General features: G+C 34.7%; 41 protein-coding genes. 1 reads left to right on the forward strand and 40 read right to left on the reverse strand.

Going from position 1 to position 22,974, the window contains the following annotated elements; all coding sequences use genetic code 11:
- From C5695_RS10455 to C5695_RS10620, 40 genes are all read right to left on the reverse strand, one after another.
- Positions 1-1,725, reverse strand: a complete 1,725-nt coding sequence (locus tag C5695_RS10455) for a DHH family phosphoesterase (RefSeq protein WP_117730673.1) — start codon at positions 1,723-1,725, stop codon at positions 1-3.
- Complete coding sequence (locus C5695_RS10460; RefSeq protein ID WP_410369214.1) at positions 1,726-2,793, reverse strand: hypothetical protein; 1,068 nt, start codon at positions 2,791-2,793, stop codon at positions 1,726-1,728.
- Between the two features lie 74 nt (positions 2,794-2,867).
- Positions 2,868-4,391, reverse strand: a complete 1,524-nt coding sequence (locus C5695_RS10465) for a replicative DNA helicase (protein ID WP_117730675.1) — start codon at positions 4,389-4,391, stop codon at positions 2,868-2,870.
- Positions 4,392-4,405: 14 nt separating this feature from the next.
- Positions 4,406-4,873: a hypothetical protein gene (locus C5695_RS10470; RefSeq protein ID WP_187441833.1), complete on the reverse strand. Its 468-nt coding sequence runs from the start codon at positions 4,871-4,873 to the stop codon at positions 4,406-4,408.
- A gap of 45 nt (positions 4,874-4,918) precedes the next feature.
- Positions 4,919-5,890, reverse strand: coding sequence for an ATP-binding protein (locus tag C5695_RS10475; protein ID WP_117730676.1), 972 nt, complete (start codon positions 5,888-5,890; stop codon positions 4,919-4,921).
- 51 nt (positions 5,891-5,941) lie between these two features.
- Positions 5,942-6,868 carry a hypothetical protein gene (locus C5695_RS10480; RefSeq protein ID WP_117730677.1) on the reverse strand — a complete coding sequence of 309 codons (927 nt, stop codon included), beginning with the start codon at positions 6,866-6,868 and terminating at the stop codon, positions 5,942-5,944.
- A 28-nt stretch (positions 6,869-6,896) separates the two neighbouring features.
- Positions 6,897-7,208 carry a hypothetical protein gene (locus C5695_RS10485; RefSeq protein ID WP_117730678.1) on the reverse strand — a complete coding sequence of 104 codons (312 nt, stop codon included), beginning with the start codon at positions 7,206-7,208 and terminating at the stop codon, positions 6,897-6,899.
- A 131-nt stretch (positions 7,209-7,339) separates the two neighbouring features.
- A complete protein-coding gene (locus tag C5695_RS10490) occupies positions 7,340-7,882 on the reverse strand; it encodes a guanylate kinase (protein WP_117730679.1) in 543 nt (180 codons plus the stop codon).
- Positions 7,875-8,267 (reverse strand): hypothetical protein, encoded by a 393-nt coding sequence (locus tag C5695_RS10495; RefSeq protein WP_117730680.1) that lies wholly within the window; start codon positions 8,265-8,267, stop codon positions 7,875-7,877. The genes C5695_RS10490 and C5695_RS10495 overlap by 8 nt, the downstream gene beginning before the upstream one ends.
- Before the next feature lie 10 nt (positions 8,268-8,277).
- Entirely contained in the window at positions 8,278-8,991 is a 714-nt protein-coding gene (locus tag C5695_RS10500; protein ID WP_117730681.1) for a metallophosphoesterase family protein, read from the reverse strand.
- Positions 8,978-9,154 (reverse strand): hypothetical protein, encoded by a 177-nt coding sequence (locus C5695_RS20510; protein ID WP_187441832.1) that lies wholly within the window; start codon positions 9,152-9,154, stop codon positions 8,978-8,980. The genes C5695_RS10500 and C5695_RS20510 overlap by 14 nt, the downstream gene beginning before the upstream one ends.
- Positions 9,154-9,807 carry a hypothetical protein gene (locus C5695_RS10505; RefSeq protein WP_125482357.1) on the reverse strand — a complete coding sequence of 218 codons (654 nt, stop codon included), beginning with the start codon at positions 9,805-9,807 and terminating at the stop codon, positions 9,154-9,156. Before C5695_RS10505 ends, C5695_RS20510 begins: the two co-directional genes overlap by 1 nt.
- A gap of 180 nt (positions 9,808-9,987) precedes the next feature.
- The gene (locus C5695_RS20515) at positions 9,988-10,134 is read right to left on the reverse strand and encodes a hypothetical protein (RefSeq protein WP_187441831.1); all 147 of its coding nucleotides are present in this window, start codon (positions 10,132-10,134) and stop codon (positions 9,988-9,990) included.
- Between the two features lie 11 nt (positions 10,135-10,145).
- On the reverse strand, positions 10,146-10,928 hold the full coding sequence (locus tag C5695_RS10510; RefSeq protein ID WP_117730683.1) for a hypothetical protein: 783 nt from the start codon (positions 10,926-10,928) through the stop codon (positions 10,146-10,148).
- 60 nt (positions 10,929-10,988) lie between these two features.
- A complete protein-coding gene (locus C5695_RS10515) occupies positions 10,989-11,384 on the reverse strand; it encodes a beta-sandwich lipoprotein (protein WP_233230722.1) in 396 nt (131 codons plus the stop codon).
- Complete coding sequence (locus C5695_RS10520; RefSeq protein ID WP_117730684.1) at positions 11,381-11,677, reverse strand: hypothetical protein; 297 nt, start codon at positions 11,675-11,677, stop codon at positions 11,381-11,383. The genes C5695_RS10515 and C5695_RS10520 overlap by 4 nt, the downstream gene beginning before the upstream one ends.
- Positions 11,677-11,982 (reverse strand): hypothetical protein, encoded by a 306-nt coding sequence (locus C5695_RS10525; RefSeq protein ID WP_117730685.1) that lies wholly within the window; start codon positions 11,980-11,982, stop codon positions 11,677-11,679. The genes C5695_RS10520 and C5695_RS10525 overlap by 1 nt, the downstream gene beginning before the upstream one ends.
- Complete coding sequence (locus C5695_RS10530; protein WP_117730686.1) at positions 11,979-12,512, reverse strand: hypothetical protein; 534 nt, start codon at positions 12,510-12,512, stop codon at positions 11,979-11,981. The genes C5695_RS10525 and C5695_RS10530 overlap by 4 nt, the downstream gene beginning before the upstream one ends.
- Entirely contained in the window at positions 12,509-12,679 is a 171-nt protein-coding gene (locus C5695_RS10535; protein WP_233230723.1) for a hypothetical protein, read from the reverse strand. The genes C5695_RS10530 and C5695_RS10535 overlap by 4 nt, the downstream gene beginning before the upstream one ends.
- Positions 12,676-13,086, reverse strand: coding sequence for a hypothetical protein (locus tag C5695_RS10540; protein ID WP_117730688.1), 411 nt, complete (start codon positions 13,084-13,086; stop codon positions 12,676-12,678). Before C5695_RS10540 ends, C5695_RS10535 begins: the two co-directional genes overlap by 4 nt.
- Positions 13,087-13,122: 36 nt before the next feature.
- A complete protein-coding gene (locus tag C5695_RS10545) occupies positions 13,123-13,500 on the reverse strand; it encodes a hypothetical protein (RefSeq protein WP_117730689.1) in 378 nt (125 codons plus the stop codon).
- Positions 13,501-13,536: 36 nt separating this feature from the next.
- Positions 13,537-13,716, reverse strand: coding sequence for a hypothetical protein (locus C5695_RS10550; RefSeq protein ID WP_125482358.1), 180 nt, complete (start codon positions 13,714-13,716; stop codon positions 13,537-13,539).
- A 155-nt stretch (positions 13,717-13,871) separates the two neighbouring features.
- Positions 13,872-14,087 carry a hypothetical protein gene (locus C5695_RS10555; protein ID WP_115139216.1) on the reverse strand — a complete coding sequence of 72 codons (216 nt, stop codon included), beginning with the start codon at positions 14,085-14,087 and terminating at the stop codon, positions 13,872-13,874.
- Between the two features lie 4 nt (positions 14,088-14,091).
- Positions 14,092-14,280, reverse strand: a complete 189-nt coding sequence (locus tag C5695_RS10560; protein ID WP_233230724.1) for a hypothetical protein — start codon at positions 14,278-14,280, stop codon at positions 14,092-14,094.
- A gap of 1 nt (position 14,281) precedes the next feature.
- Entirely contained in the window at positions 14,282-14,446 is a 165-nt protein-coding gene (locus C5695_RS20520; RefSeq protein WP_187441830.1) for a hypothetical protein, read from the reverse strand.
- A gap of 39 nt (positions 14,447-14,485) precedes the next feature.
- Positions 14,486-14,800, reverse strand: coding sequence for a hypothetical protein (locus C5695_RS10565; protein ID WP_117730691.1), 315 nt, complete (start codon positions 14,798-14,800; stop codon positions 14,486-14,488).
- A gap of 61 nt (positions 14,801-14,861) precedes the next feature.
- Positions 14,862-15,017, reverse strand: a complete 156-nt coding sequence (locus C5695_RS20525) for a hypothetical protein (RefSeq protein ID WP_187441829.1) — start codon at positions 15,015-15,017, stop codon at positions 14,862-14,864.
- Between the two features lie 26 nt (positions 15,018-15,043).
- Positions 15,044-15,235 carry a hypothetical protein gene (locus C5695_RS10570; RefSeq protein WP_106037434.1) on the reverse strand — a complete coding sequence of 64 codons (192 nt, stop codon included), beginning with the start codon at positions 15,233-15,235 and terminating at the stop codon, positions 15,044-15,046.
- A gap of 165 nt (positions 15,236-15,400) precedes the next feature.
- Positions 15,401-15,595: a hypothetical protein gene (locus tag C5695_RS10575; RefSeq protein WP_117730692.1), complete on the reverse strand. Its 195-nt coding sequence runs from the start codon at positions 15,593-15,595 to the stop codon at positions 15,401-15,403.
- A 33-nt stretch (positions 15,596-15,628) separates the two neighbouring features.
- The gene (locus tag C5695_RS10580) at positions 15,629-16,021 is read right to left on the reverse strand and encodes a hypothetical protein (RefSeq protein ID WP_117730693.1); all 393 of its coding nucleotides are present in this window, start codon (positions 16,019-16,021) and stop codon (positions 15,629-15,631) included.
- A 28-nt stretch (positions 16,022-16,049) separates the two neighbouring features.
- Positions 16,050-16,724, reverse strand: a complete 675-nt coding sequence (locus C5695_RS10585; protein ID WP_117730694.1) for an SLOG family protein — start codon at positions 16,722-16,724, stop codon at positions 16,050-16,052.
- Between the two features lie 41 nt (positions 16,725-16,765).
- Positions 16,766-17,020 (reverse strand): hypothetical protein, encoded by a 255-nt coding sequence (locus C5695_RS10590; RefSeq protein WP_117730695.1) that lies wholly within the window; start codon positions 17,018-17,020, stop codon positions 16,766-16,768.
- Between the two features lie 44 nt (positions 17,021-17,064).
- On the reverse strand, positions 17,065-17,235 hold the full coding sequence (locus tag C5695_RS20530) for a hypothetical protein (RefSeq protein WP_187441828.1): 171 nt from the start codon (positions 17,233-17,235) through the stop codon (positions 17,065-17,067).
- The gene (locus tag C5695_RS10595) at positions 17,232-19,430 is read right to left on the reverse strand and encodes an RNA ligase (RefSeq protein WP_117730696.1); all 2,199 of its coding nucleotides are present in this window, start codon (positions 19,428-19,430) and stop codon (positions 17,232-17,234) included. The genes C5695_RS20530 and C5695_RS10595 overlap by 4 nt, the downstream gene beginning before the upstream one ends.
- Positions 19,431-19,479: 49 nt before the next feature.
- Positions 19,480-19,740: a hypothetical protein gene (locus C5695_RS10600; protein WP_117730697.1), complete on the reverse strand. Its 261-nt coding sequence runs from the start codon at positions 19,738-19,740 to the stop codon at positions 19,480-19,482.
- A 42-nt stretch (positions 19,741-19,782) separates the two neighbouring features.
- The gene (gene rnhA, locus C5695_RS10605; protein ID WP_117730698.1) at positions 19,783-20,232 is read right to left on the reverse strand and encodes a ribonuclease HI; all 450 of its coding nucleotides are present in this window, start codon (positions 20,230-20,232) and stop codon (positions 19,783-19,785) included.
- Positions 20,233-20,249: 17 nt separating this feature from the next.
- Complete coding sequence (locus C5695_RS10610; protein ID WP_262379023.1) at positions 20,250-21,446, reverse strand: ATP-dependent DNA helicase; 1,197 nt, start codon at positions 21,444-21,446, stop codon at positions 20,250-20,252.
- Positions 21,421-21,678 carry a hypothetical protein gene (locus tag C5695_RS20820; RefSeq protein ID WP_117730699.1) on the reverse strand — a complete coding sequence of 86 codons (258 nt, stop codon included), beginning with the start codon at positions 21,676-21,678 and terminating at the stop codon, positions 21,421-21,423. Before C5695_RS20820 ends, C5695_RS10610 begins: the two co-directional genes overlap by 26 nt.
- A gap of 101 nt (positions 21,679-21,779) precedes the next feature.
- Positions 21,780-21,950: a hypothetical protein gene (locus C5695_RS20540; protein ID WP_187441826.1), complete on the reverse strand. Its 171-nt coding sequence runs from the start codon at positions 21,948-21,950 to the stop codon at positions 21,780-21,782.
- Positions 21,951-22,345: 395 nt separating this feature from the next.
- A complete protein-coding gene (locus C5695_RS10620) occupies positions 22,346-22,564 on the reverse strand; it encodes a hypothetical protein (protein WP_117730701.1) in 219 nt (72 codons plus the stop codon).
- A gap of 186 nt (positions 22,565-22,750) precedes the next feature.
- Here C5695_RS10620 and C5695_RS10625 point away from each other — a divergent pair, with 186 nt between their 5' ends.
- Positions 22,751-22,969, forward strand: a complete 219-nt coding sequence (locus C5695_RS10625) for a helix-turn-helix domain-containing protein (RefSeq protein ID WP_117730702.1) — start codon at positions 22,751-22,753, stop codon at positions 22,967-22,969.
- Positions 22,970-22,974: the final 5 nt, after the last annotated feature.

A 22,974-nucleotide genomic window follows, 5' to 3' on the forward strand; every position in this document is an offset into this window, starting at 1 on the left:
CTAGAACACGAGTTCTTTTTCCTTGGTTTCAACCACCTCCAGTTCAACAATTTCAAACTGAGCTGTTTTTCTTCCCATATATTCATTCGCCTTTGCTTTTCCAATGATGTTTAAAACAAGTAATTTGCTCTTGTTTGATGTTAGGCTTTCGTAAAACTCTATATCACTTTTTAAACGTATGTATTCAATGTCGTTCCACTTGAACTTAATAGTGTTTTTGTTCTTTTTCCCTATGTGTTCGATATCTTCTGCAGCAATTTCAATGTTTGTTATTGAAATCAAAGGTTCTTCAACTTTGTAGCCCCATAAGAATTTATAGTTATCGATTGTAAATATAAACTTTTTGCTTAACTTATTAGATGGGATTTCAAAATCCACTTCAAAGCAATCATTATGTTCAATTTCCCTTAGCCGATCATTCAGTTCGTCATTAACTTCTGCAAGTCTCTCTCTTTTAATTTTAAAGCCAGCAGCATTCGGGTGACCTTCTACAAATTCGAATTGATTTGTAGACAAAAGCAATTCTTTAAAATCTTTAATCTCACCTTTGTCATATCCTCTAATAGAACCTGTAAGCATTCCTTCTTCTTCATCTTTCCTAGCCAATAAAACAGGTCTTTTATAGAAATCTGCCAGTTTATTTGCCACAAGCCCTGTTAAGTCTTTATCAAGGATACCTTCCACATACACAATGAGCACTTTGTTATCTAACAAACCCTTGCTTTCAATTCTAATTTCAATCTCTTCTGTAGCTTTATCAACCAATCTTTTTTGTTTCCCTTTCAGATTGGTAAGCATCCTTACTGTATCATCCTGAATAGAAACCATTTCTTCAGTATCTGAACCCCTTTTTTTGTATGGCACTTTCTCTCTGGATCCAAGCAAAGCTTTAAACATTTGTTCTTTTTCTTCTCTGCTGCCAACTCTTATCGCCGCATTTATCAAAGGATTGATGTAAAATTGTGTGCTTTGAATTGTTTTATTACCACCCGTAGAATACTCTTGCTTTTTAAACAACTTTCTAAGCAATGGATTTTTCAACTCATTCAATCCTAAATACATGTAATATCTCGTTTCCAATTCACGTGAATCGGCTGAATCAGCAATATTACCGATAGAAACTAAGTCGACAAACTTTTTGGCGATATCTTTATGGAGTTTTGCATCTAATGCCTGGCATACCTTATAGACCATCCCTGCTCCTGTTAGAGACTTGTTCTTGTATTCAGGAGACAACTGGTTATTAACAATTAGAGCGTCTTCAGACTCAATGTCACAGTCATGATGATCAATTACTATAGTCTCAAGACCTCTATCCTTAAGTACTTTATGTTCATCATATTGATTAGATCCTGCATCAGGAATGATAACTAAATCCGTATTTGATGGAACATCATCTGGATTGATTCCATGTTGCTTACCTTCTTGTAATCTATAGGTAATTTTCGCTCTAGGGTACGCTTTTTTAATGTATCCAATTAAAATTGCTGATGAAGTATAGCCATCCGCATCACAATCCACTTGAATAAATATGTTATTTTTGTTTTCTAAATGTTGAATAATTAATTCAGCAGCTTTATCAATATTGTTTAATAAGGAATAATTCAATTCACTGCTTTTTCCCACATCAATAAAACCACTTGGATTAGTAATCCCTCTATTAACAAGGATTGTTTTAATCGGATTTTTGAGGTAATCATTACTACCTATAAGTTTGTACTCCATTTATTCCTCCCTCGTTGTGATCTCTATTTTATTTTTCATCAACTCCTCTAATATTTCTTTCCCTTTATCTGCTGGGCTGTCTCTGTAATCCAAAAGATTATTATAATCCCAAAGAGCAAATACTCTCATATATGGGGTGAATTTACTTGCCAGCTTCACAATTTTCTTCTCATACTCCATTAGTTTTTCAGCATATATTTCATCAGACTCATCTTCTTTTTGCGGCCTGAATTTATCTAATGCAATAATTACTTCTTCAACTCCAAGTGATAGCAAGATATCCCGATGATAAACTGAGATATTACTAGAACACACCGCACAAGTGAAGTTATCGTCACCATAGAAATCATTGCATTTTAAAACCGATTTTTCTGATTCAAATAGAACCGCTTTTTTCAGTCGCTTAACTGCTGATTTTGTTATATGCAGCCCATACAAATTCAACATTGTTGGATGATTGTACAGATTGTTCTCTATTTTCAAAGGCATGTATTTAAATCCTTGTTCTATTTCTTCTTTAATCATCGATCTCTTTCTAATCCCCACCAAATTCCCATGTAAGTCTCTATGGGGAATTGAAATACCTTCTGTATGGGATCTGAAATAGTATCCTATCTCAAATGCTTCCATCGTAGAGTGGCTTATGCCTTCTCTAAGCCACTCTGTATGATGGTAAGGAATAAATACATTGAGTACTTTTTCGTTAAATATAGGGAGCTCTGTGTTCTGTTTTGGTGTTCTTTTGAATCGGTCAAATATTGCCCAATCTTCTTCTAAGCTTTGTTTTTTTGAAGCACTTGAGCCTCCAAAGCCAAACCTTTTTCCAGTTATACTTACTATGTATTCAATTGCCTGGCTAAAAGTAAAATTGACGCCTTTTTGTTTTTTCGCTCTTATAACAAGCTCAAATACATCAAAGCTGTCACCGCATTCTGTATAACATTTGAACTGTTTACTTTCATTGTAATAATACAACTTGAAGCTCCCACCCGAAGCGTTGTGGCACACAGTTCTATATACTGGATGACCATTCTGCCATAGATTCTTTTCGCTTCCTAGTTCCAACATTATCTTATGTATTTCGTCTATCGTTAAGCTATCTTTTATTTTATCTTTATTAAAACGCAAGGGTTAATACACCCCTATCCTGCCTGAATAACAAGTTTATCTACATTAACAATTTCATTGTCTACATTAGTAACAAAGCAATCTTTAATTCGCATAGTTCCCATGTTTATGTATGTAAAGACTTTCACGTTCACATGTCTATTTCCACGATTCTTATATACATGAACTACGAAGTTAGGTTCTCTTCCTCCGAAACTGCCACTAGCAGTCATAATTTTTTCAACTGCTTTTTTTTCTTTGTTGCTTAAAGGCAATATAATCATCCCAGCATCAATTTTGTTTGCTACTGCTTTACTTCCACTTAAATATTGCCCATCAATCACTTCTCCTTTTTTCCAAGCTTCTTTCCACTCTCCATTCAACTGTGTCGCAGATGAAAGAAAAATGCCATACTTATTAGCTAATGTTTTTAATTTATCCGATATTACAAGCAAAACTTGATCTTCCCTAAGTTTTATTCCACTTCCTTTTGCCATTTCAGCAAAGATTGAAACTGATGTATGGATGTAATCATAGAAATAATACTGAACCCTATTTTTCACTACATTCCTTTCAATTGTTCTCTCAATCTCTTGAATATTAAAGTCTGGCAAATAATCAAACCAAATTGGGGAATCACTTAGAATTTTAGCTGCCTTAATTACCCTTGCTTCTTCATCTTCACTCATATTGTTTAATTGAATTTTCTCTTCGTTCACATCACTAATGAAGGCCAACGCAATGGTTTGTAATTCTTCTTGCAACATTTCTGTTGAAGTTACGTTCGAATGTTTGCCCCATTTATTTTCAATCCATTGCTCCTTTTTTGTGTCATAAAGCATTGTGGCACTTAAAACACAAGCATCAGCAACCATGTTTCGAGTCTTTCCTACTCCAGTTGTACCTGAACGAAGATAGAATTTTTTCAACCTAGATCCTCTAAAAAGGGAAGTAAGCATTTCACTATTCATCGGGGCACCAATTTCAGGGGATTTTTTTATTCTTTCTAATAATTTGTTGACACCTTCTCCACCCTGGATGCTACTACTATCTGATGATTCTTTAAATTTTTCTTTGATTTCAACAATATTATTTTCATAAATTCTCAAAATCTCTTCAACTGAGGTTGAATCAAAGTTAGACTGCATTTCTTCTTGTTCTTTAGGATCAATCAATGTATCATCATAGATTCCACTAATATCAAATCCGATACCTTGCATTTCTCTAAGCAAACTGAACTTTTTTAACTTTTCATAATAGTAATCAAAATTCTCTAGTGAGGGGAATTCCTGAACTTTCTCAATATATTCATCCCCGTTAGCATCTTCAAAAACCTTATATTGAGTTGGGTACTCTTGAAGATAGCCTACAATCTCAATTAAGTTGAGATCTTCAACTCCCTGTCGCTGAAGATTACGCATAACAGAAAAAATGATCCTATGAAACTTCTCAGGGAAATCTTCGGGCACAAGTTTGTATTTGCTGCTTTCAGCCACAATTGAAGGATCTTTTAAAATACATCCCAGAACTTGCATTATTGTTTGTTTATCTTGTAACAATAGCACCCTCCTTTCTAAAGTTGAGCAATATCAATTAGATCTCTTGGAGTTCCATTTTTAACTTCCTTTAAAGTGAAATACAATTCAGTTCTTTTTTCATATTGAGATGCTGCATCGATAACTTTCTTTTCTTCTATGTAATTTCTTTTTGCATCCTCATAAATATATGGAACAATACCAATACCGCCGTGTTCTTGAGGATTGTTACCTAGAATCTCATAGAAGTATTTAAGTGCTAATTCGATTCCTTTAAGCTTGTACCTATATTCTTCTTGAAATACCTTAATTTGCTTCCGAATCATACCTGTAGGAGCATCGAGGTTATATAACTTGCAAATATATTCATACAAACTTTTTCTGTCCTCGGCCTCTCTTTGCCATGTATTAAAACAAGCTGTATGATAATACCTCTTTTTATAAGGAAAGGCGTCGTCTTTGTCTAAAGACTGCTCACAATAGGGACATTTTACTTGTCTACCCATTAAATCCCCCTTTTTTAAATCAAGAGAGGGAGATACCCCTCTCTATTAATCTAATAAATCATTTAGATCATCAAGGATTACCGACATGACATCTAACTGCTTTGGTGTGCACTCAGTTACTTTCTTGTCTTTGCCCAAATGTTTTTCAACCACTTCATTCAATTTTTCGAGTTTCCCTTCAGCATTAAGTTTCTTGCCAGTCTCTTTGATGCTGTTCATTAAACTGTCAAAATCCTGACTCTCTGAGGAGTTCACCTCTTTTTGTTGCTCATATGTAACTGCTGTGATACCTTCAGCTGCTTCTTGTCTCTCAACCGCTTCAATAATGGCTTGGTTTAGATTCTCGGCTGTGAATTCCTCTAGATATGTATCAATATAATCAAATCGAGATCGAGCAAAGAAATCATCTGTTTCGGCCATCCACGCACTTGATTTGATAACATTCTTTTCTTCATCAACTCCATTAGATTCTAAGTAAACTACAATATCACTGTTATCAATTACTGGAGCTAAGGCACGTTTATCACCTTTAGGATAGATTTTACCTTTTTTATCTGCTTCTGCATGAGCGATAAAAATAACTGTAAAACCATTGCTAATTAATTTATTAATCTCATCCCAAACTTCATTTTCATACTCTTTCCACAATCCAAAACCATCGTTTCCATCTTTAATTCTTTCAACATTGTATTGATTACAAACATATTTTGTCGCATACTTTGCAAATGCATCAACCTCGTCTACAACAATTGTTTGATACTTTTCCTTTGCTTTTTCAACGTTTTTGGAAAGCTGCTTGTTTACCTTTTTAAAGTCTCCCCAACTATTGATTGGCATAAAATTTACACCAGCAATTGCATTTAATCCTTTTTCAAAAGGTAAGTACAATGGTTTAGTCATTCTTGATGATTGCTTGCTCTTACCTAAGTTGTTAGAACCATAAATAGTGACAACCTTACCTTCAATTCCTTTTGCAATTACTGAAACTTCTGGCTTAAAAATATCTAATCCTGACAAATAACCCTCTCCTTATATGTAATTTATATTTTATTTATGTTGTTTTGTTCTTTAAAATGGAAGATCGTCGTCTGCAATGGTTACAGGTTTGTTATTTGAAGTTGCTGGCTTTCCTCCGCCAAATCCACCTTTTTTCTTGTTACTCTTGCTATTTCCATTGTTATTGGCTTCCTGTTTCTTCTGATCTAATTCGATTTCTCTTTCATTTAGTGCTTTTTCAATAATTTCAGGGTTATACGCATCTTTGTTTTCTTCTTCATAAGGGTCTTGACCAGCAGTAACCAGAAACTCTCTTTTCGTTTTAGTTTTCACTTCCACTTTAGGTTTACCAAAAGCACTTTGTTTCTCTTTCTCAGTTCTTTCTTTATAATTAACAATTTCTCCATAAACATTTACTGTAGAATTTTTTTCGTAGTTGTCAGCTACAAACTCAGAACCTTCTTCAGTCACAACAAATGAAAATGGAATAACTTTGCCACCATATAGTGGGATATGTCCATTTAATACTGCTCTACCTGTTTCTTCACCATTTGCTCTTTCTTGTGCAACATTCTCTACAAACATCTCTACATCAAAAGTAGCTTGTGGTTCAAATTCGTCAATCGACTGTCTTCTAGCAAAGTTTAAAGATAATTCAGGGTAAGATTTCAATTCATCATTCGCAAAATATTCATTTAGACCAAGTTTACCTTCTGCTCTAATCTTGTCTGCTTCCTCTCTGGAAGAATTTGCAATTGATTTGTATTCATCAATCATAGTCTTAAAGGCTTTTGCCTTTTTGCTCTCGTTTCCATCCTTAGTTGTATATGAAGACATTCCTTTTAATGTATGCACAGAAAATTCATCTGTCTCAATATCAAGTTCAATATTAATCCCCTTTTTACCATTTTTATTACTCCATTCATTTGATCTAATCTCAGCCAATGTTCCTTCTACTACTACTTTGTTCAATGCTTCTCTTAATTCAGTGTTTGCCATATGTATAAATCATTCTCCTTTATATATGTTATTTGTTATTTAATTGCTTTTCAATTGCTTGGAATACACTATCCTCCAAGCGTTTTTCAATTCTTAGTTTATGAGGTAGATTAATAATGTCTACAATCTTCCCCCATCTAACTTTAATCATTAGATTTCCATAAAGATAAACTTTACCTAATATTCCTTGTTTGATAATTCTTTCAGGTTCTCTCTCCTTCAAACAAATAATGTGTCTGTTAAGTTTTTTTTGAATTTTCTCGTCAGAGAATTTACTTCGTCCTTTTACTGTCTTTCTGTATGTATCAGCAGCTGTTTTACTTACTTTCAATAGCTTCATATGCTCACCTCCTCTTTAACTGTAACTCTATAATATATGTAATTTGTATTTTAGTCAACACCTTTCATATATTATTTTTAAATTAAAATGACAGTTTTATTTAGATATAGATTCTCATCAGGATTCCGTTTTTACTTCACACCTTCTTCCGATTCGATAATTTTTTCAATTATTTGTTTTGTGATATCAAACATACCGTGATTGTTTTTTATGACATAGTCATACTCTTTTTTGTTTTTCATCTCATGATGGTATGTACTCAATCTTTGTTCAACTTTATCTAATGTATCTCCCCTTTGAATCATTTGATTATATGCCTGGTCGTAAGGAGTATACAAAAACAACGTGACACAATTAGGATAGACCTTTTTTATCTGCTGCATTCCATGATAATCAACAATTACAAACGCATTCCCTATACTCAGTTTATTTTCAAATTCTTCTTGATCAATTCCATAATAACTGCCACTATATTTAACTTGTTCGATTAGCTTGCCTTTTTCCTTTAACTCGTTGAATTTTTCAAGACTGATAAATTTATAATCCACTCCATCAATTTCGCCTTGTCTCGGTTTCCTAGTAGAAAATGACACAACTTCATTCTTCATGATTTGACGCATTAAACTGGTTTTACCGCCACCGCTATGACCTGATAACACAATTAGCTTATTCATTTCTAGCTGTAACCTCACTCCAATTCCACATATCCAGTGTTCTTATATCAAATCCTGCAGGATATTTCTTCATCTCCAGATGAACTTTATAACGCTTGCCTGAATTTTTATGTTTGACGCTTAATTCTTCCTTGTTGAAGAATCTAACAATGGCCTGGTTGAATTCAATTGGCCGCTCAACCACATACCCATGCTTAAAAGCAGCAATAAAGCTTTCAGGCTTTTCTTTATAGAAATTGTAAATCACATCAGCAAATTCAGCGTTTTTGTCTTTCATTACATCAAATTGAACTAATCCCAAATAAAGATGTTTATCTGAATAGCCAAGATTTTTCTTGAAGTATTCAACTGCCTCGTGAATCTCTGGACTTAAAACAACTGTCATTTTTCCACCCCTACACTTTATATTTATCTAAAATTTGACCTTTTTTATCGATCACAATGCCATTTAGTTGTCCCTTAAAAACTACGCCACCATCAATGCCTATGTATGATTTGCATTTACTTATCCAAATATCATCACTATCATGAATATGCCTAACTGGTGTATGTCCAAAAATGACAGTCTTTCCTGTTTCATTTGGATGGTTCCAATGACCTCTAGTCCATAGGAAATCTTTCTCAACTGATTTTCTCCAGTCTCTTAAATGAGGATTAATCCCTGCATGTACAAAAAGCGTATCTCCAAATTCATAAAACAGAGGCAACTGCTTAAGAAATTGAATTTCCTTATTCGACACTTGCAACATTTTATTAGCTCTCTCTTCATAACTGTGGAAATATAATGGGAAACTATAATGTGTGAAGCTTTCGCATGTTCTGTTCCCACCATTGTTAAAATACCAATCGCCTGTTTCATAATCCTTTTCAGATAAGAAAATTGAAAGCATGTCTTCATGATTTCCTTTTAAAACCACAACTTGTTCACTGTAAGTTTCTTGTAGATCCATGGCTAATTGAACGACCTCTAATGAATGTTCTCCCCTATCAATTAGGTCACCAAGGATAACCAGGTTTTCTTCATTGGGTTTCCAGTATTGAAGCAGCTCTTTAAACTTTGCCAATTCACCGTGTATATCGCTTAAAACGAATGTTTTATCGTATTTCATAAAATGACACCTTCTTTCTGAAATCTTCTAGGCTTACCCCTAACCAAATCAATTGACGCTCAACTTCTGTATTACCTTCCTCACCAAAGTATGCCGGATCAGCGCCGAGAACTTTCGTTGCTTCTTCCATGGCTTTGTTATAAATATACTCATTGTCACCCATCATTCGCCCTCACCCACTCTCGAATCGTCGATGACTACGAGATCAGCATCTTCTGTATAATCGAAATCTCCTCCGATATATTTGTATTTTCCGCCCTCGATTTCTCCTACCGTTTCTTCATACGTATCCATTCTAAATGCCGTTCGTCCTCTCACAACGTCACCCACACGAACATCTGTCGGCTGCGGGACGTTTAGGTACTCCGCCGGCACTTTGAACCCTAACGCACGCCTTAACGCAATAGCCTTGCCGATGTGTACGTTGAAACAGTCGTCAGGTGCGCATTTGGCGATTCCTTTACTCTTAATATGTCCGTACATTTTTGATTTTCGTAAGGCTACAACAGTTCTTTTTTCAGCGTTTACGATAAAATCGGTATCTACAATGTAGTCTTTATAGTAGAGTACCCTAACGTCCTCCTTCGCCTGCGCAACGATCTCATCCCTTTTCTGCTGATCTGACTTTTCATCTGTTATTTTAGCCGCCTCTATATCCGCATCAAAACGTCCTTGATCGTAGCCGTTCTTATACGACCGTGTTCTTAGCGCCTTCATTGCGTCCTCGACTAGCGCGATTAATTCGTCATAGCTCATTTCGTCTAGGTTCGGGGCGGGCGTGTGTTCTCCGACGATGACTTCGTATTCATTGTGCAAAATAAACCACTCATCCCCTTCACCCTTAACACCTTTAGCGAAGACGCTACTTACAATAACCGTATCTCCGTTTTCGTAGTAACCGAATGAATATTCGTCATTAGTGATTAGAATTCGCTCTCCTTCACTTGCCCTACGTTTCTCCGTCTTATATTTAATCTCAGTCAATCCAATTCCCCCTTAATAGATTTGTTTTCTTTTTAATTTAATATCCTTTTCCATTCCACGATGCACAATATTGCTTAAAAGGTGTTTTAATTTCTCATTCTCGATTCTCAACAATCTGTTATCTGCTTGTAATTTGTTAATTAATGCTTCTGAGTTCAACATGTATCCTCCTAATAAAGCTCAGGTGAGTTGGACTTTACCTCTCTATAGCCGCCTAGCCCTTTTAAATGTTCTTCCCAAACTTTAAATATCTTGTCTATTTCAGGCTTTAACTCCATCTGTTTTTCCCAAGTCTCAAGATTCCTATTGATTTCTTTGTGACACGATTTAATTCCGTCTTGGTGGTTTTTAATTAATTGTGTAAGCATATTTATATGTTCTTTCTTTTTAAATGGATGAACCAGCAAGGTTGAACACTGAATCACTATATAGTTAACTGGGTTCTTGATAAATCGATTGTTATCTTTTAAAAGTCCAAATAAGGGTCTTTTTAAAACGTCAGTGTACCGTTTAATAGCAGCTTCAGACTCTCGAATTCTATTTTCAAGGTCTTGATTCATTCTCTTGTAATAATCTTCTGTTGACCAGTCAACTGTTCGTCCGTATGTTTTTAATTCCCAATTCACTCTAAGAACACTACCTTTATCGCTGATAATTGCGAAGGGGCTTAAGTTTGCAGCAGATATTTTGACACTACATCCATCGTATATGTTTCCCACATAGTCATTAAGAAGTTGCAAAACTTCTTGTCTTATATTTATTGAAAATTTCCGTCTCGCTTCTTTATCTAACGCATTAAATAAATTCTTTTGATCAATAGTTAGATCAGATAAGAATGTATTTAGATTACTTAAGACATTGTCTTTTTCCTGAAGAATGACTGAGTAGGCATTGAATAAATAATCAAGGTCAGCTTGTTTATTTAAGGTGGCCTGTTTTAGTTTGCTTATCATTTAATTCCCCCACTTTCGTTAAAAGGTTGTTTTTACTTAAATTTATGTATTTTGTAATTGTTATTTGCTCGTCTGTAACTCAATATCTGGAATAATATTTTCTGGTCGGAACAAAATTTTGTAATGAAATGGGTCTTCTTTATTAGCCTCAAGTTGTTCAGCAAAGAAACTAACGTTATCACTTAAACCCAGGTAATGCTTCTTATATTCCTCTTTACCAACCTTGCATGTTACCGTCATTCTCAGATCACTGTCATCATTTCCAAGAGCACAAAGCCCTTCAACGGTGAGTAAATATTTATCAGTGATCCCATTAAAGAAAACAATTCTTCTCTGCACCTCAAATGAGTCAGACGATTTAGAAATGTTGTGAGAAACTGTATCAGCCTCACTACACCCAGCCATAATAACAACTATTCCAACAACTAATGCTAATAATTTCTTTTTCATATTCATTCCCTTTCCTCCTTCTTTTGCTTCTCAATATCCATTTCTGTCATGCCGCAGTCTGCACAGCATTCAAAGTCAGGTATCTGCAAATGTTCTTCTCCCGCCATACGACAGTAGCTCGTTTCCATGTGTTTATGTTCACAGGCTGCCTGACGTTTCTTATGTTCAAGCTTTGCTTCTCTCTGCCTAACAACAGAACAATACTTAGTTTCATGTAACTTGGCTCCATGCGGAGTGAGAAGGCGTTTCCCACAGAGTTCACATTGATAGAGTGTTTGATTCAACAATACCTTTGCCATTAGTCACCCTCCGCTTTCAATCTAATACCTGCGGTTAATGCATCCTGGTAAACAAGGCTTGCACTCAATGAGTGATGTTTTACAGCATCTGTACTGTTGCTCCATCCATCATATTGCCCTGCCATTGCTTCATATTTTTGTGAGATATGATAGTCATATCGTTTTTGAAAAGTCTGCTCTTTATCTTCCAGCTCATGAAGGGCTTTTATCATCTCTTTTACGGATTCCTCTATGGATTCTGGAACATCCCATTTCCTTTCGCTCAATTCATCGAGACATTTTTGCTGTTTATCACGGAGATTCACTGTGCTTCCTCCTTTTTGATCTCCACACTCTCCCAATCAAATTCTTGTAGTATCTCCCACAACTTAGCGACTTTTGCCGCTCTCCATGCTGTCATTGCGTAAGTGTGTGCTTCATGAGTGTAATGATGACTGTTCGCCTTAATATGTTTTTTGGCTTCTTCTTTTGTGATAAAGAATGTACTATCTCTTTTTATATGTACTTTTTTCTCAGGAAAGAGTTCTGCTCCTTCATCTTCGTATTTTTTTATCCATTCTAAAATTTCATCGTAGTCATTATTACATTCATCCAGTTCCTTTAATTGTTCATCACTGAATTCACCGTCTTCTTTTGCACTTTCGATGTAATCTTCAACAGAATAAGATTCTGCTGCATTAGGTAAGTACACAGAATATCGCTCAGCGTTTCCTTCATTTGCTTCAACCCACTCATAGTCACCTACGACCCAAAATCGTGGTGCTGCCTGACAATCAACATCCTGTGTTTTCAATTCTTGTTGCAATTCTTTTAGAAATTGAATAGCTTCTTTCATACCGTTCTCTCCAGTAATTCGAAAGACACTGAGGTAACGTGTGGATCATCGTATAAAGTGGATTCTATAGCTGCTAACTCACTCTCATTTGCAACAGTTCTTACATATGAATTTTCTATTGTTTCTCCCATGTAGTTTTGTTTGTAATGAACTATAAATTTTTTCATTTCGCTTCCTCCCATTCTCTGAAACTATACGGATAATCAGTTTTGGAAATAAAACCGATTTCCTTTGCCTTTTGACGAATCTTTTCACAGCCTTCACGGCTATACGCCCAGATTTCTTTGTAATCTCTGAGATCGCCATATCGACCCGTGATGATAAACTCCCTCATACTGTTGACCAGCTGCCACATGTTACCCCCGTGTGAAAATCCCTCTACTCTTCGTCCTCGTTCATATGGATAAACATATTCTCCTGTATAATCGTCAATGAAGAATAGCTTGGTTTTAAATCTAAATGAGGCAACCCGATCTTTTGATTTGCAATAAAAAGTCCTCCTACCAGTGCTTGCTATGAGCTTGATAAGCTCGTTTATATCATTCATACGCTTGATTTGTTCCTTGCTGGCCATTCATTTCCTCCTTTTAAATTGAATGAAAAATTACTTTTAACTAATTAATTTCAATTGTTCTTTCATATGATCAACCCATTCAACAAACGCATCTATAATAGGCTGCCTGTTGCTTGAATCTGCCCATCCTGCAAATCCAATAAATCCATCTAAGTTAAAGCTGATTGCTTCCCGTTGGGTAAAGTAGTGACTGTTTATGTATAGATAGCAACTTTTCAATGTTCCATTTGCTTTGTACTTGCTGTTTAGTTTTTGACTCATCCTCATTGTGTCAGTTGACATCGCTTTCGCTTTAACTGCTCGTTTAATATGCTTATTGAGTAGCATTACTAAGATACAAATATCTCCCTCTGTAATGTCTTCATAACGCAGTCCCTCTTTTTGAAAATAACTTCTTGCTTCTTCCGAGTTCAATTGGTCTTCTCCTCCTAATCAATTAAAATCTCTGTTTCACCTTAACTTATCGAACTTTTTTCTTAATCTGACATGCCTCATCAACTTCTTGTTATTTGCAATTTCTAATTCGACCGCATCTATTTCTTCTTGAATCATCGGTTTCCAATACTTTAAATAACCTATAAAACCAGCTGAGCCAAATGAGACATTTATCAATCCCCAGAAGAATTCCATGTTCACGAATTCACCATTGCCATTACTTCTGAATAAGAGGTAAATAAACAAATTTACAAAGATGAGTCCTGCCAAAGGCTGCTTTAATACCCCTGCCTTCATAAGATACTTTATGTCTCTGACCAAAACTCTCAAATAAACACCTCGCATATATGTTATTTTTTAATTAATCCGCCGTGATCTTCTTCAATATGTACCATCCACTGTTCATATAGCTCATCGTACCAGGCATTGCTAACCGCAGTATAAACACCAATACCTTCTTCATGCAGCATTTTAAAGATTTGCCCACTCTTCAAATTTTCAAATGACTGTTCAATCCATGTTCCCTCAACATACACATGCACCTGTTCAGTTCCGACTACAGACATTGCATCACCACTTTCTAGTTTTTAAAAATGAATTGTTTATAGGCTTATCAGCTTTCTTTTTTTCCAAGGTATTCACAAACCTTACAATTTCATTGACTTTGTCTATAATTTCTTCATTGTTTGGCAATCTGCTAATCTCGATTCCATCTTCTGCTTTTTCTACGGGCACTCTCTTTAATGGCATTATCGGCATCTTATTCTGAATCCACCCCGTTCCATAATGGCTGAAACCCTCCAGACTCCTCATCAACGACAATCAATTCAACTGTGCCAATCTCAGTTTGAATCGTATCGATAGACACCCCAAATTCCTTTTGAAGTTCCAATACCTTTTGAGAAAACTTTTGATATTTATTCAACCTTCCATCTCCCTCTTTTGATTAAAAACTATCTTTTATTTAAATTTCTTGAGCGCCATCGATTAATCTCAAAGTTTCTTGCGCTTTACATAATTTTTCACTATAGTCCTGAATTTCATGTTTTGTTATTGCTAACTGATCAAAGAACAATATCCACTCTTTTTCAAAGGATCTACTAAATGATTTAATCACACGTCCATTAAACCAGACATCTAATATAAGCCTGCTTTTTTCAGTATCAACGTTGCAATCAAATGCAGATTGCTTATCAGAGCCCGCATAAATAGTTTGTTTTATTATTTCATCTAAATAACGCCATCCTTCTGTTTCCTCGGTGACAACATATGTATTCATTTTCTCATCTCCTTAATTTTATTTATCAAAAGCGATATTCTCCTTGAAATCACGATTTCATCTAAACTGATAGACCCGCTTGTCGATCATTCATCATGATTTTAATCAATTTGTTATTTCTCATTTCTTCTTTCTCTTTAAGAATGGCCTCTTCATTAGCTGCCAGCTTCATTTTCAATTTTACGTTTTCTTTAATCAATTTCTTCATATTGCTCATATGTATTGTCTCCCTCTAGAAGTGTGTTATTTATATTCAAACAATATTCCTTCATCAGTCTTTGGTATCTGTGAGCACTCATTTGAATTTGGTTTATAACCAACATAAATGAATTCTTTATCTTCGTTTAGGATTTCGTATTCCTTGTTCTTTTTAAACACTGGGTTGTTCGAATCGTCTGCAAAAGCAATGTCTTTCTTAAAGATTACTGAGTCCATGCCTTTCACCATCCTTCTTATTTTGCTTATGGGTGATATATGAGTTCCAGCTGCAGTTCTCAAAGATGTTTATGTCTGCCTTATGGTGCATCTTATACCAGATAAGAGTGAACTTAGCAACCTCATATACATAATATATGTAATTTATTATTTTAATCACCTTTATTAATCACCCCACTCAGAATCATCAAACGGCTCTAGATCAGCTTTACTTTCCCATCCTTCAATGAAAATTGTTTCATTGTCTTTATGCTTCAATAGATAATCTGCTAATTCCTCTGGAGTTCTAATCGATGTTTCTTCATCGATAATATCTAGAATAATATCTCTGGCCATTAAATTTGTAACAACTGTTTTCATGCTGTCCCTCCCAATTCCTTTGAAATAATCCTTTTACACGAATATTAAGGTGGGTTCCTTGTCTTCTTCATATCGTTCATAACCAATAAAATATCGATCATGATCTTTTTGGATATATGGCGAAACCCAGTCGATAAATTTTGCAATCTCATCATCGTAGTCTTTTAAATTACATCTAATACTCACATAACAAGTGCCAACAATCATGTCATTTTCAATTTTGCTATAGGTTTTTCCATCAAAGTAGAAACTGTCTGATTGAAGCATCCATTTCCATCTAGTTTCATTAGAAAACAGGTCGTGATCTGGTAAATCATTTGGTTGCTCCTCTCTCTGACCAGTCATAAACTCTAAAATATCGATTATTGATCTTGGTGTTTCCTCAATAAGTTGAAAAGCACAAACTAATTCTGTATACATTCCCATAAATACATCTCCAATCATTTTTAATTTGCTAACTTGGTGTATAGTAAACTTCTAATTCAAAATCATATTGGGGAAACAGTCTCCATATAGTGTGACCTAGATATCTATTTTGAGCATAGTACAAGCAGTTTGATGTACCGCTCTTACTCCCATCATAAATAGCTACAATGTTTTTGCTGTGATCAACCATGTATTCATTTCTCCTACTAAGCTTTGCAACTGAATATTCTCCAACTGGAACAGTACTATCTTTGTACTTTTCTTTTTCATCCACTTTGATTACTTCATCAGCTTTATCTAACATCTTTCTGTACCAGGCCTGTTGCTCTATAGACCATTTCTTATCTTGATTTTCAAATGGCACCGCAACAATATTTTTGATATGAGGATACTTTTCTTTCATAATATGTACACACCAGAACGCAGCAGTATCAGCTCCTAAAGCACCACCAGTGATAAACCTTTCACATTCATTTTCTTCGATCAATATTTCAATCACTTCGAGAAGCTTTTCTTTTAACTTCAACATTGTTGGATTCTTCATGTTATACCCACCCAATTTTTGTGGACGATGACCTGTGAAGCACACTGTTTTATGTCTTATTTTTTCACTTTCTTCAAAGATGCGTCGTTCTTCTTCTCTTTTTTCCCTTTGTTGCTTTATCCACTCTGGATCAGAAAACTTTTTAAAATCAATAGCCAACTGACCAACCCCTTTCAATGAGTTCTGGAATATTAGTTTAGTTATTTCTGTAATGAATTAATTTCACTTTTTAAATTTTTGATTTCTATTTCTAGCTTCTTTTTTGTTTCATGATGTTCTTGCTCTTCAAGTTCAATCAACTTTTCATAAGAATGATAAGGCTGATTCCCAATCCAGATTGAATATTCGTCTGTTTCTGGTAAGTAATTAACTGTAAAACACTGTGGATGATAATCTACGTCTTTAAGAAACCCAACAACATCATCCCATTTCTTCAATCGATCATGCATACTCATATAAGTCACACCCTTTCGCTTAAAACAGTCTTTTTATTAAAAATTTAAATTTTAAAGTGTCTATTCCCCTCATAAAAGGTGATCACCATACCAACTTCCCCAAACATTTTAACTGATGTTCCATCTTTACTAGGTATGCCTTCGTATTTCTTCCCTTTTTCAAAATATACGCCACTTTCAATTTCCCAATCTTGCATGCAGATATATTCTCTCATGCTTTCATCTCCTTTTTCGACTCCGCTTCATACTCATTTCTCAATTTGATAATAGATGTTGATCTTAAATATCTTCTATCCTTTGTTTTAGCCCATGCGAAGAATCTATTATGCATTGGAGTGTACAAGCTCCCAGTGTTGATTGTGTGTTCATGTTTGTTGCTAATCTTATGCTTTAAACCTCTCATTTGTTTCCAAAAATTATAATAAGGAAGTTTTAATTTTGTCATGAATCCTGCAGCATCTTCAATGACATAGCCTTCCTCTTCTATTGAATAATCGACAGACACATTCAAATACCATCGATAAAAGTCAGTCCAGTTGTCAAACACAGACACCTGTCTTTTACACTCAATTAATAACCTCTTTGCTACAGTTTCCACTTCCGAATATGGAGCTTTTTCATATTTCATTTGTCGGTAAACAATGTCTAACAGAACTAATTTGTCTTCCTTGTATTCAATAATATGAGGATCTTTTTCTGGAAGTATTACTTCAAATACAAATGATGCCTTGTTTACTTTCAAATATTCTTCAATCAGCTTTACTTGATTTTGGTTAAATGTTTTATAGAATAATTCTTCTACCCATTTTGCGTGATCATTTGATAATTTTGACGTAAATGACTTGGATGTGAATACTAATTGATTAGATAAAGAATCATACCCTACAGTACCTAAGTATCCGTTTGCTTTATCATAAACTGTTACAGGAAATTTCAATGTATCAACAAGATGATGCATTCTTGTCTCTGTTCTTTCACCAATATTAAAGAACTTATCATAACTTCTACTTACAATTTCATTGCTTTCAGTATTGATAAACAATCCTCTTGCCTTAACATTTGTTTCATCCCATTTTTTCTTTCTAAACGCTTGTTTTGTAAAGTTGAATGAAGAAATACTGTCTGGCAATTTAGTCTCTTGAATATACTCATGATTACGTAGGTGCTCAATCAAGTCACCAATTGATTCTAAAAAATTGTTATCAGTTTCATTTTTAGAAATCTCATGCTTATAAATATCGTTTTTAACTTCATGTGTTTCGATTCCACTCTCAGACAGTGTAACTACTCTAAGATGTCCGCCTCTTTCAACTTGCCCTTCTAGATTATATGATCTATCAGCAGCCATAATAGGCAATCGGTACATGTTTCTGTGTCCATGTATCTGCACAATGTCTTGACCATCAGTATTTTTGGAGAATTCATAATCGATATCATCTGAATAGTCTCCAACTCCATTGATAAATTGTGTTGTTGCGGTCAACAGAAGATTCTCTGGTAATGTGGATACCCCTCCGTGAGTCACAATATATTTCTTATCTTTATATGTGAAGTAAGCCAATTGATGAAGTTTTCTGGCAAGTTGTCTCATGTCTTTCTTATCAACATTTGATTGATCAAGCTCAGGCTTTGTTTTGTTATTAAATGTGCTGCTTGGCGTTTCTTCATCATTGCCATACATGTTTATGTATCTATCGTGATTCCCCTCTAAGATAATCACATTTCTTTGATCTTTGATTGAAAACATGAACTCTAGCAACTCAGCGTTCTCTATTCCTCTGTCGATAAGGTCTCCTACAAATATATATAATTCGTCTTCTTTTAAGTCACCTTCTAAGTATTTCTGAAGAACGCTGTTACAACCGTGAATATCTCCAAAAATATGAATCTTTGAATATTCATCATAAGACTTTGGCTCATACTTCATTACAGATTCAAATTCATCAGGCTTCAGCACTTTTACCCAAGAAGGTACTTTTTCAGTTGTCATTCTTTCATAGATATTTAATATGCTGCTTTCAGGAACATGTTTGTGCTCAGGCCGCATTTTATTTCTTTTTAGAATTCTTTCAATCTCCACATCTGAAAAATCCAAAACATATACACGATATTTATATTTTTGAGCTAAAGGTTTATATCTTGAGATCATGCTTTGCTTAGAGTGTGTCGCATCAATGATTGTGAATTCTCCTCGCTGCATTCTGTCTTCTAATAATGTAAAAAGTGTGTCCCAAACCTTATTATCATGCTTGGGTGAAATTTCATATTTCCCTTGTGTATTTAACACAGGAGACTGAAACAGCAGTCTGATGTTGTCCGCAGATAATGTATACTGTTCGAGTCCTGCTTCCTTAATCCAAGTTGATTTTCCTACACCTGGACATCCTCTTGTTAGCACTAATGTTCTCATTTCCGTAAACTCCCCCTATAAATCAATATGAAATGCATCTTTTATTCTGTTATATAGTTAATTCTGCTGCTGATTCGACTACGTTGAAATAGAAACTTGCCCCTTCTTCAGTTTTGGGGTCTCTGACATCTATTTCAATTTCTTCGTTTGTATTTAGCAGTGTTTTAAAGGGAACATTTAATGCATCTTCCCACCATTTGATTCGATCATAAAAGTCTTCTAATGCGCTTTTTTTGTTAATGTGGGGAACAACAATGAATTCACCAGCATATGCGATATCAATCCTTATTACATATATCCTTTTTCCCATGGCTACATCTCCTATGTTATTTGCGAAAGATTTTTTTATTTTCTATTCAAGCTCATCCATTGCTTGGTTGGCCAACTCATCTGCCTTTTCGTTTCCTTCATCTCCACTATGCCCCTTAACTTTTAAAAAGGTAACTGAGGCTTGATTTTTAACAAGTTCATTTAATTCCATCCACAGTTCCTTGTTTTCAACTGGTTTCTTGTTTGATTTACGCCAATTGTTTTTAATCCAATTCTTCACCCAACTATTCATGCCGTTAACCACATATGCGGAGTCAGCATACACTTCAATATGTATGTTATTTGTCTTTATATACTTTAAAGCTTCAATTACGCCTGTTAGTTCCATCGCATTGTTTGTTGTGTTTAACTTGCCGCCTTTCAATTCAACTTCTTTCCCTTTATATGATAAGACTGCTCCCCAGCCTCCAACATTTGTTTCATTTTGGTTTCCTCTACAACCACCATCAGTGTATAAGATTACTTTCTCCATAGCTCTCTCCCCCTTAATTAAACAACAAGTATAAGTCTTTCAGCTGCTCTAGTGATAGCTGTATAAAGCCATCTGTGATGCGTTTCATGATTTAGCACTTCGTTAAGTACAACAACATTGTCCCATTGAGATCCCTGAGACTTATGACAGGTTATTGCATACCCAAAATCAAAACGATTGTAATCAGATTCATCATAGGGCAGTAATTTAAAGCTTGGATTGCCTATTGAATCATTTGGAATATAAAGTTCTTTGAAAAATTCATCTGTAAAGTCTGGTCTAAAATCAATAACTGTTGATTCATATTTAGGATCCCTTTTAATTTCATCACTGCTATATACTTTATGTACATAACCAGTCATTCCATTAACTAGAGAATAATCGTTAACTGATTTATCCCAATCATTCTTTAGGCATATCATTTTATCTCCAATCATTGGATAAACTGAGTCGAAACCTAAAAGCTCTCTAATCTCATCGTTAATATGAGACCTTGTTTTATTGAACCCACAAATGATTTGATCAGCACTTTTATATAATCTGTTTTTATGTGCTTCCCATGTTACTTTATCTATGACAACAACTTCTTTGTTCTCTCCATATACACCAGGTGCAATATCTTGCTTTGTTCTTGCCATCATTGACAATTTGATAATAGGGTTTTCAGCTGCTTGTCTATGAATCTCTGTAAGAGTGAAATCTGGATTGTTGAACATAGACATGAAATCTTCTATTCCATTTTGAGAAACTGGTGGCAATTGTCCTGTATCACCAATAAACAAAATTTTGATACCAAATGATTTAATATCCTTCATTATTTGGCCATCCACCATTGAAGCTTCATCAATCACAATCAGTTTTAAATGAGATAACTCGTCCTTGGATTTTTTTTCAGAATGTAAGTCACCATTTCTATCTGTTCTAACGTTGTAAATAAGTTTATGTATTGTACTTGCTGTATACTTCCCGTTTGCTTTTCTTGTTACAACCAAGGACGCTTTGCCTGTATAACAAGCAAAAGCCACTTCGCTATCTTTCATTTGTAATTTCTTAATTATGTATTCAACCAGGGTTGTTTTTCCTGTCCCAGCATATCCTGCAAGGAAAAATGATTTCTTTTTTGAATTCTTAAACCAGTCTTCAATAATCCTTACAGCTTCTTGTTGCATCTCTGATAACTCAAATGTCTTAGTCGATATACTCCCCTCCTTCATAATACTCTACAATTACTTTCCCCTCGTTCACAAAGAACTGATCACCGCTATCTAAATAAATCCAGAATGCTTTCTCTGGCTCTTCTCGATAGTCATAGATAAAATATATCTTAGCTCCCAAGAATCCCTCTACACTATCTCCAATGGAATATGAGACACTTTCATCAAGAAATCTAATTGACTTAATCAATGTATTCCCAATTTCAACTAAACCATTTGTAATGTTTAACATCTCTGATAATAAATCCACAGTATACTTGTAATTTATATTTTTAATTTTGAATGAATGATCATTTACGATTTAGCCTTCACCTCCTAAAGTCTAAATAAAACTTACATTTTATCTTTTTTAGTTGCTGCTTCATATATGTAGAGCAATTCATAACCATACTCAATTATTGAGTGAATATCGCCAATAGCTTCAGTCTTACCTTTTTCTAAGTTTCTTTTGAAATTAGAAATCGAACCCTCAATCTTTTCTAATTTTGATCCTAAAATCTCCACCAAAAACTCCTTCCTTTTATAATGTATGTAATTTGTATTTTTATAATACGATAACTTAACTTTCTTTGTCAATAGATATTTGTCATTTATGCTTGTTGCATAAAAATAAGAGCATTATTTGCTCTTATGAAAGTTTGAAAATTGTTTCATTAATTTTATCCCTCAGTACGACCAAGTCTGAGGGATTCATTGTTATTGCTACACTATTCTTTTCCCCTGAAAATAAAAGCTCGAAAGTAAATTGCATGTCACTTAGTTTGTTCATATTCAACTTGAGATTAATATCCTGGTAGTCATTCCTCTTCACAATAACATTTGCCATATTAGCTAACTTCTTTCCAATCCGAAAACATGTTGTTTGCAATCATAGATGTAGGATTTATGTTATTTTAGGTTTATTCTGTCTCTTCAACATTCTCTAATGTAATATCCAGACATCCAGATTCTAATTTTATTTCCCTATCACCGATTTTTAAAATGATATCTGTTGTTAATTCATAAGGTGTCATAACCAAATCCGCTTTTTTATACGCAGCCTCAGTATTTTCAACATCTTTAATTTCTAAGAATGTATCAGCGCTTATAACGAAGCAGGCCCTAAACTTATTAGCCATACTCATTTCTCCCTATCTAATTAGTCTCCTGCAACTTAAAAGGAACGTGCGTTCTATTTCTTGTTCTAATTATACATCTTAGCTCTAATATTGGCTACAATAATTTTTTCTTTTTTTATTGTGGTTAAGTTGGTATGATATGTAATAGAGCTTGTACATTTTAACAACAAAACTGGAGGTTGTCCGATGTTAAATGTAGAGATCGGGCAATGCCATATTCCTAGACTCCTGAAAGACAAAAATTGGACTCAGGCTGACTTAGCGCGTGCCACTGGCCTGACACCACAAACCATCTTTCAAATAATCAACAAACCTGTAGACATCCGTATAAGAACGGCAGCTAAGATCGCTGTGGCTCTTGGATGCAGGATTGACGATTTGTTTGAGTTTAGAATAAGGCATTGATTAAC

Source organism: Bacillus pumilus (assembly GCF_003431975.1).
GTDB lineage: Bacteria > Bacillota > Bacilli > Bacillales > Bacillaceae > Bacillus > Bacillus pumilus_N.

What these genes read in the sequence shown, in the direction of transcription:
- C5695_RS10455 (WP_117730673.1), bottom strand. Translation starts at nt 1,725, where the DNA reads ATGGAGTACAAACTTATAGGTAGTAATGATTACCTCAAAAATCCGATT.
- C5695_RS10460 (WP_410369214.1), bottom strand. Translation starts at nt 2,793, where the DNA reads ATGTTGGAACTAGGAAGCGAAAAGAATCTATGGCAGAATGGTCATCCA.
- C5695_RS10470 (WP_187441833.1), bottom strand. Translation starts at nt 4,873, where the DNA reads ATGGGTAGACAAGTAAAATGTCCCTATTGTGAGCAGTCTTTAGACAAA.
- C5695_RS10480 (WP_117730677.1), bottom strand. Translation starts at nt 6,868, where the DNA reads ATGGCAAACACTGAATTAAGAGAAGCATTGAACAAAGTAGTAGTAGAA.
- C5695_RS10485 (WP_117730678.1), bottom strand. Translation starts at nt 7,208, where the DNA reads ATGAAGCTATTGAAAGTAAGTAAAACAGCTGCTGATACATACAGAAAG.
- C5695_RS10490 (WP_117730679.1), bottom strand. Translation starts at nt 7,882, where the DNA reads ATGAATAAGCTAATTGTGTTATCAGGTCATAGCGGTGGCGGTAAAACC.
- C5695_RS10495 (WP_117730680.1), bottom strand. Translation starts at nt 8,267, where the DNA reads ATGACAGTTGTTTTAAGTCCAGAGATTCACGAGGCAGTTGAATACTTC.
- C5695_RS10500 (WP_117730681.1), bottom strand. Translation starts at nt 8,991, where the DNA reads ATGAAATACGATAAAACATTCGTTTTAAGCGATATACACGGTGAATTG.
- C5695_RS20510 (WP_187441832.1), bottom strand. Translation starts at nt 9,154, where the DNA reads ATGGGTGACAATGAGTATATTTATAACAAAGCCATGGAAGAAGCAACG.
- C5695_RS10510 (WP_117730683.1), bottom strand. Translation starts at nt 10,928, where the DNA reads ATGATAAGCAAACTAAAACAGGCCACCTTAAATAAACAAGCTGACCTT.
- C5695_RS10515 (WP_233230722.1), bottom strand. Translation starts at nt 11,384, where the DNA reads ATGAATATGAAAAAGAAATTATTAGCATTAGTTGTTGGAATAGTTGTT.
- C5695_RS10520 (WP_117730684.1), bottom strand. Translation starts at nt 11,677, where the DNA reads ATGGCAAAGGTATTGTTGAATCAAACACTCTATCAATGTGAACTCTGT.
- C5695_RS10530 (WP_117730686.1), bottom strand. Translation starts at nt 12,512, where the DNA reads ATGAAAGAAGCTATTCAATTTCTAAAAGAATTGCAACAAGAATTGAAA.
- C5695_RS10535 (WP_233230723.1), bottom strand. Translation starts at nt 12,679, where the DNA reads ATGAAAAAATTTATAGTTCATTACAAACAAAACTACATGGGAGAAACA.
- C5695_RS10540 (WP_117730688.1), bottom strand. Translation starts at nt 13,086, where the DNA reads ATGGCCAGCAAGGAACAAATCAAGCGTATGAATGATATAAACGAGCTT.
- C5695_RS10550 (WP_125482358.1), bottom strand. Translation starts at nt 13,716, where the DNA reads ATGGAATTCTTCTGGGGATTGATAAATGTCTCATTTGGCTCAGCTGGT.
- C5695_RS10555 (WP_115139216.1), bottom strand. Translation starts at nt 14,087, where the DNA reads ATGTCTGTAGTCGGAACTGAACAGGTGCATGTGTATGTTGAGGGAACA.
- C5695_RS10560 (WP_233230724.1), bottom strand. Translation starts at nt 14,280, where the DNA reads ATGCCGATAATGCCATTAAAGAGAGTGCCCGTAGAAAAAGCAGAAGAT.
- C5695_RS10565 (WP_117730691.1), bottom strand. Translation starts at nt 14,800, where the DNA reads ATGAATACATATGTTGTCACCGAGGAAACAGAAGGATGGCGTTATTTA.
- C5695_RS20525 (WP_187441829.1), bottom strand. Translation starts at nt 15,017, where the DNA reads ATGAGCAATATGAAGAAATTGATTAAAGAAAACGTAAAATTGAAAATG.
- C5695_RS10570 (WP_106037434.1), bottom strand. Translation starts at nt 15,235, where the DNA reads ATGGACTCAGTAATCTTTAAGAAAGACATTGCTTTTGCAGACGATTCG.
- C5695_RS10575 (WP_117730692.1), bottom strand. Translation starts at nt 15,595, where the DNA reads ATGAAAACAGTTGTTACAAATTTAATGGCCAGAGATATTATTCTAGAT.
- C5695_RS10580 (WP_117730693.1), bottom strand. Translation starts at nt 16,021, where the DNA reads ATGGGAATGTATACAGAATTAGTTTGTGCTTTTCAACTTATTGAGGAA.
- C5695_RS10590 (WP_117730695.1), bottom strand. Translation starts at nt 17,020, where the DNA reads ATGAGTATGCATGATCGATTGAAGAAATGGGATGATGTTGTTGGGTTT.
- C5695_RS20530 (WP_187441828.1), bottom strand. Translation starts at nt 17,235, where the DNA reads ATGAGAGAATATATCTGCATGCAAGATTGGGAAATTGAAAGTGGCGTA.
- C5695_RS10595 (WP_117730696.1), bottom strand. Translation starts at nt 19,430, where the DNA reads ATGAGAACATTAGTGCTAACAAGAGGATGTCCAGGTGTAGGAAAATCA.
- C5695_RS10600 (WP_117730697.1), bottom strand. Translation starts at nt 19,740, where the DNA reads ATGGGAAAAAGGATATATGTAATAAGGATTGATATCGCATATGCTGGT.
- rnhA (WP_117730698.1), bottom strand. Translation starts at nt 20,232, where the DNA reads ATGGAGAAAGTAATCTTATACACTGATGGTGGTTGTAGAGGAAACCAA.
- C5695_RS10610 (WP_262379023.1), bottom strand. Translation starts at nt 21,446, where the DNA reads ATGAAGGAGGGGAGTATATCGACTAAGACATTTGAGTTATCAGAGATG.
- C5695_RS20820 (WP_117730699.1), bottom strand. Translation starts at nt 21,678, where the DNA reads ATGTTAAACATTACAAATGGTTTAGTTGAAATTGGGAATACATTGATT.
- C5695_RS10620 (WP_117730701.1), bottom strand. Translation starts at nt 22,564, where the DNA reads ATGGCTAATAAGTTTAGGGCCTGCTTCGTTATAAGCGCTGATACATTC.
- C5695_RS10625 (WP_117730702.1), top strand. Translation starts at nt 22,751, where the DNA reads ATGTTAAATGTAGAGATCGGGCAATGCCATATTCCTAGACTCCTGAAA.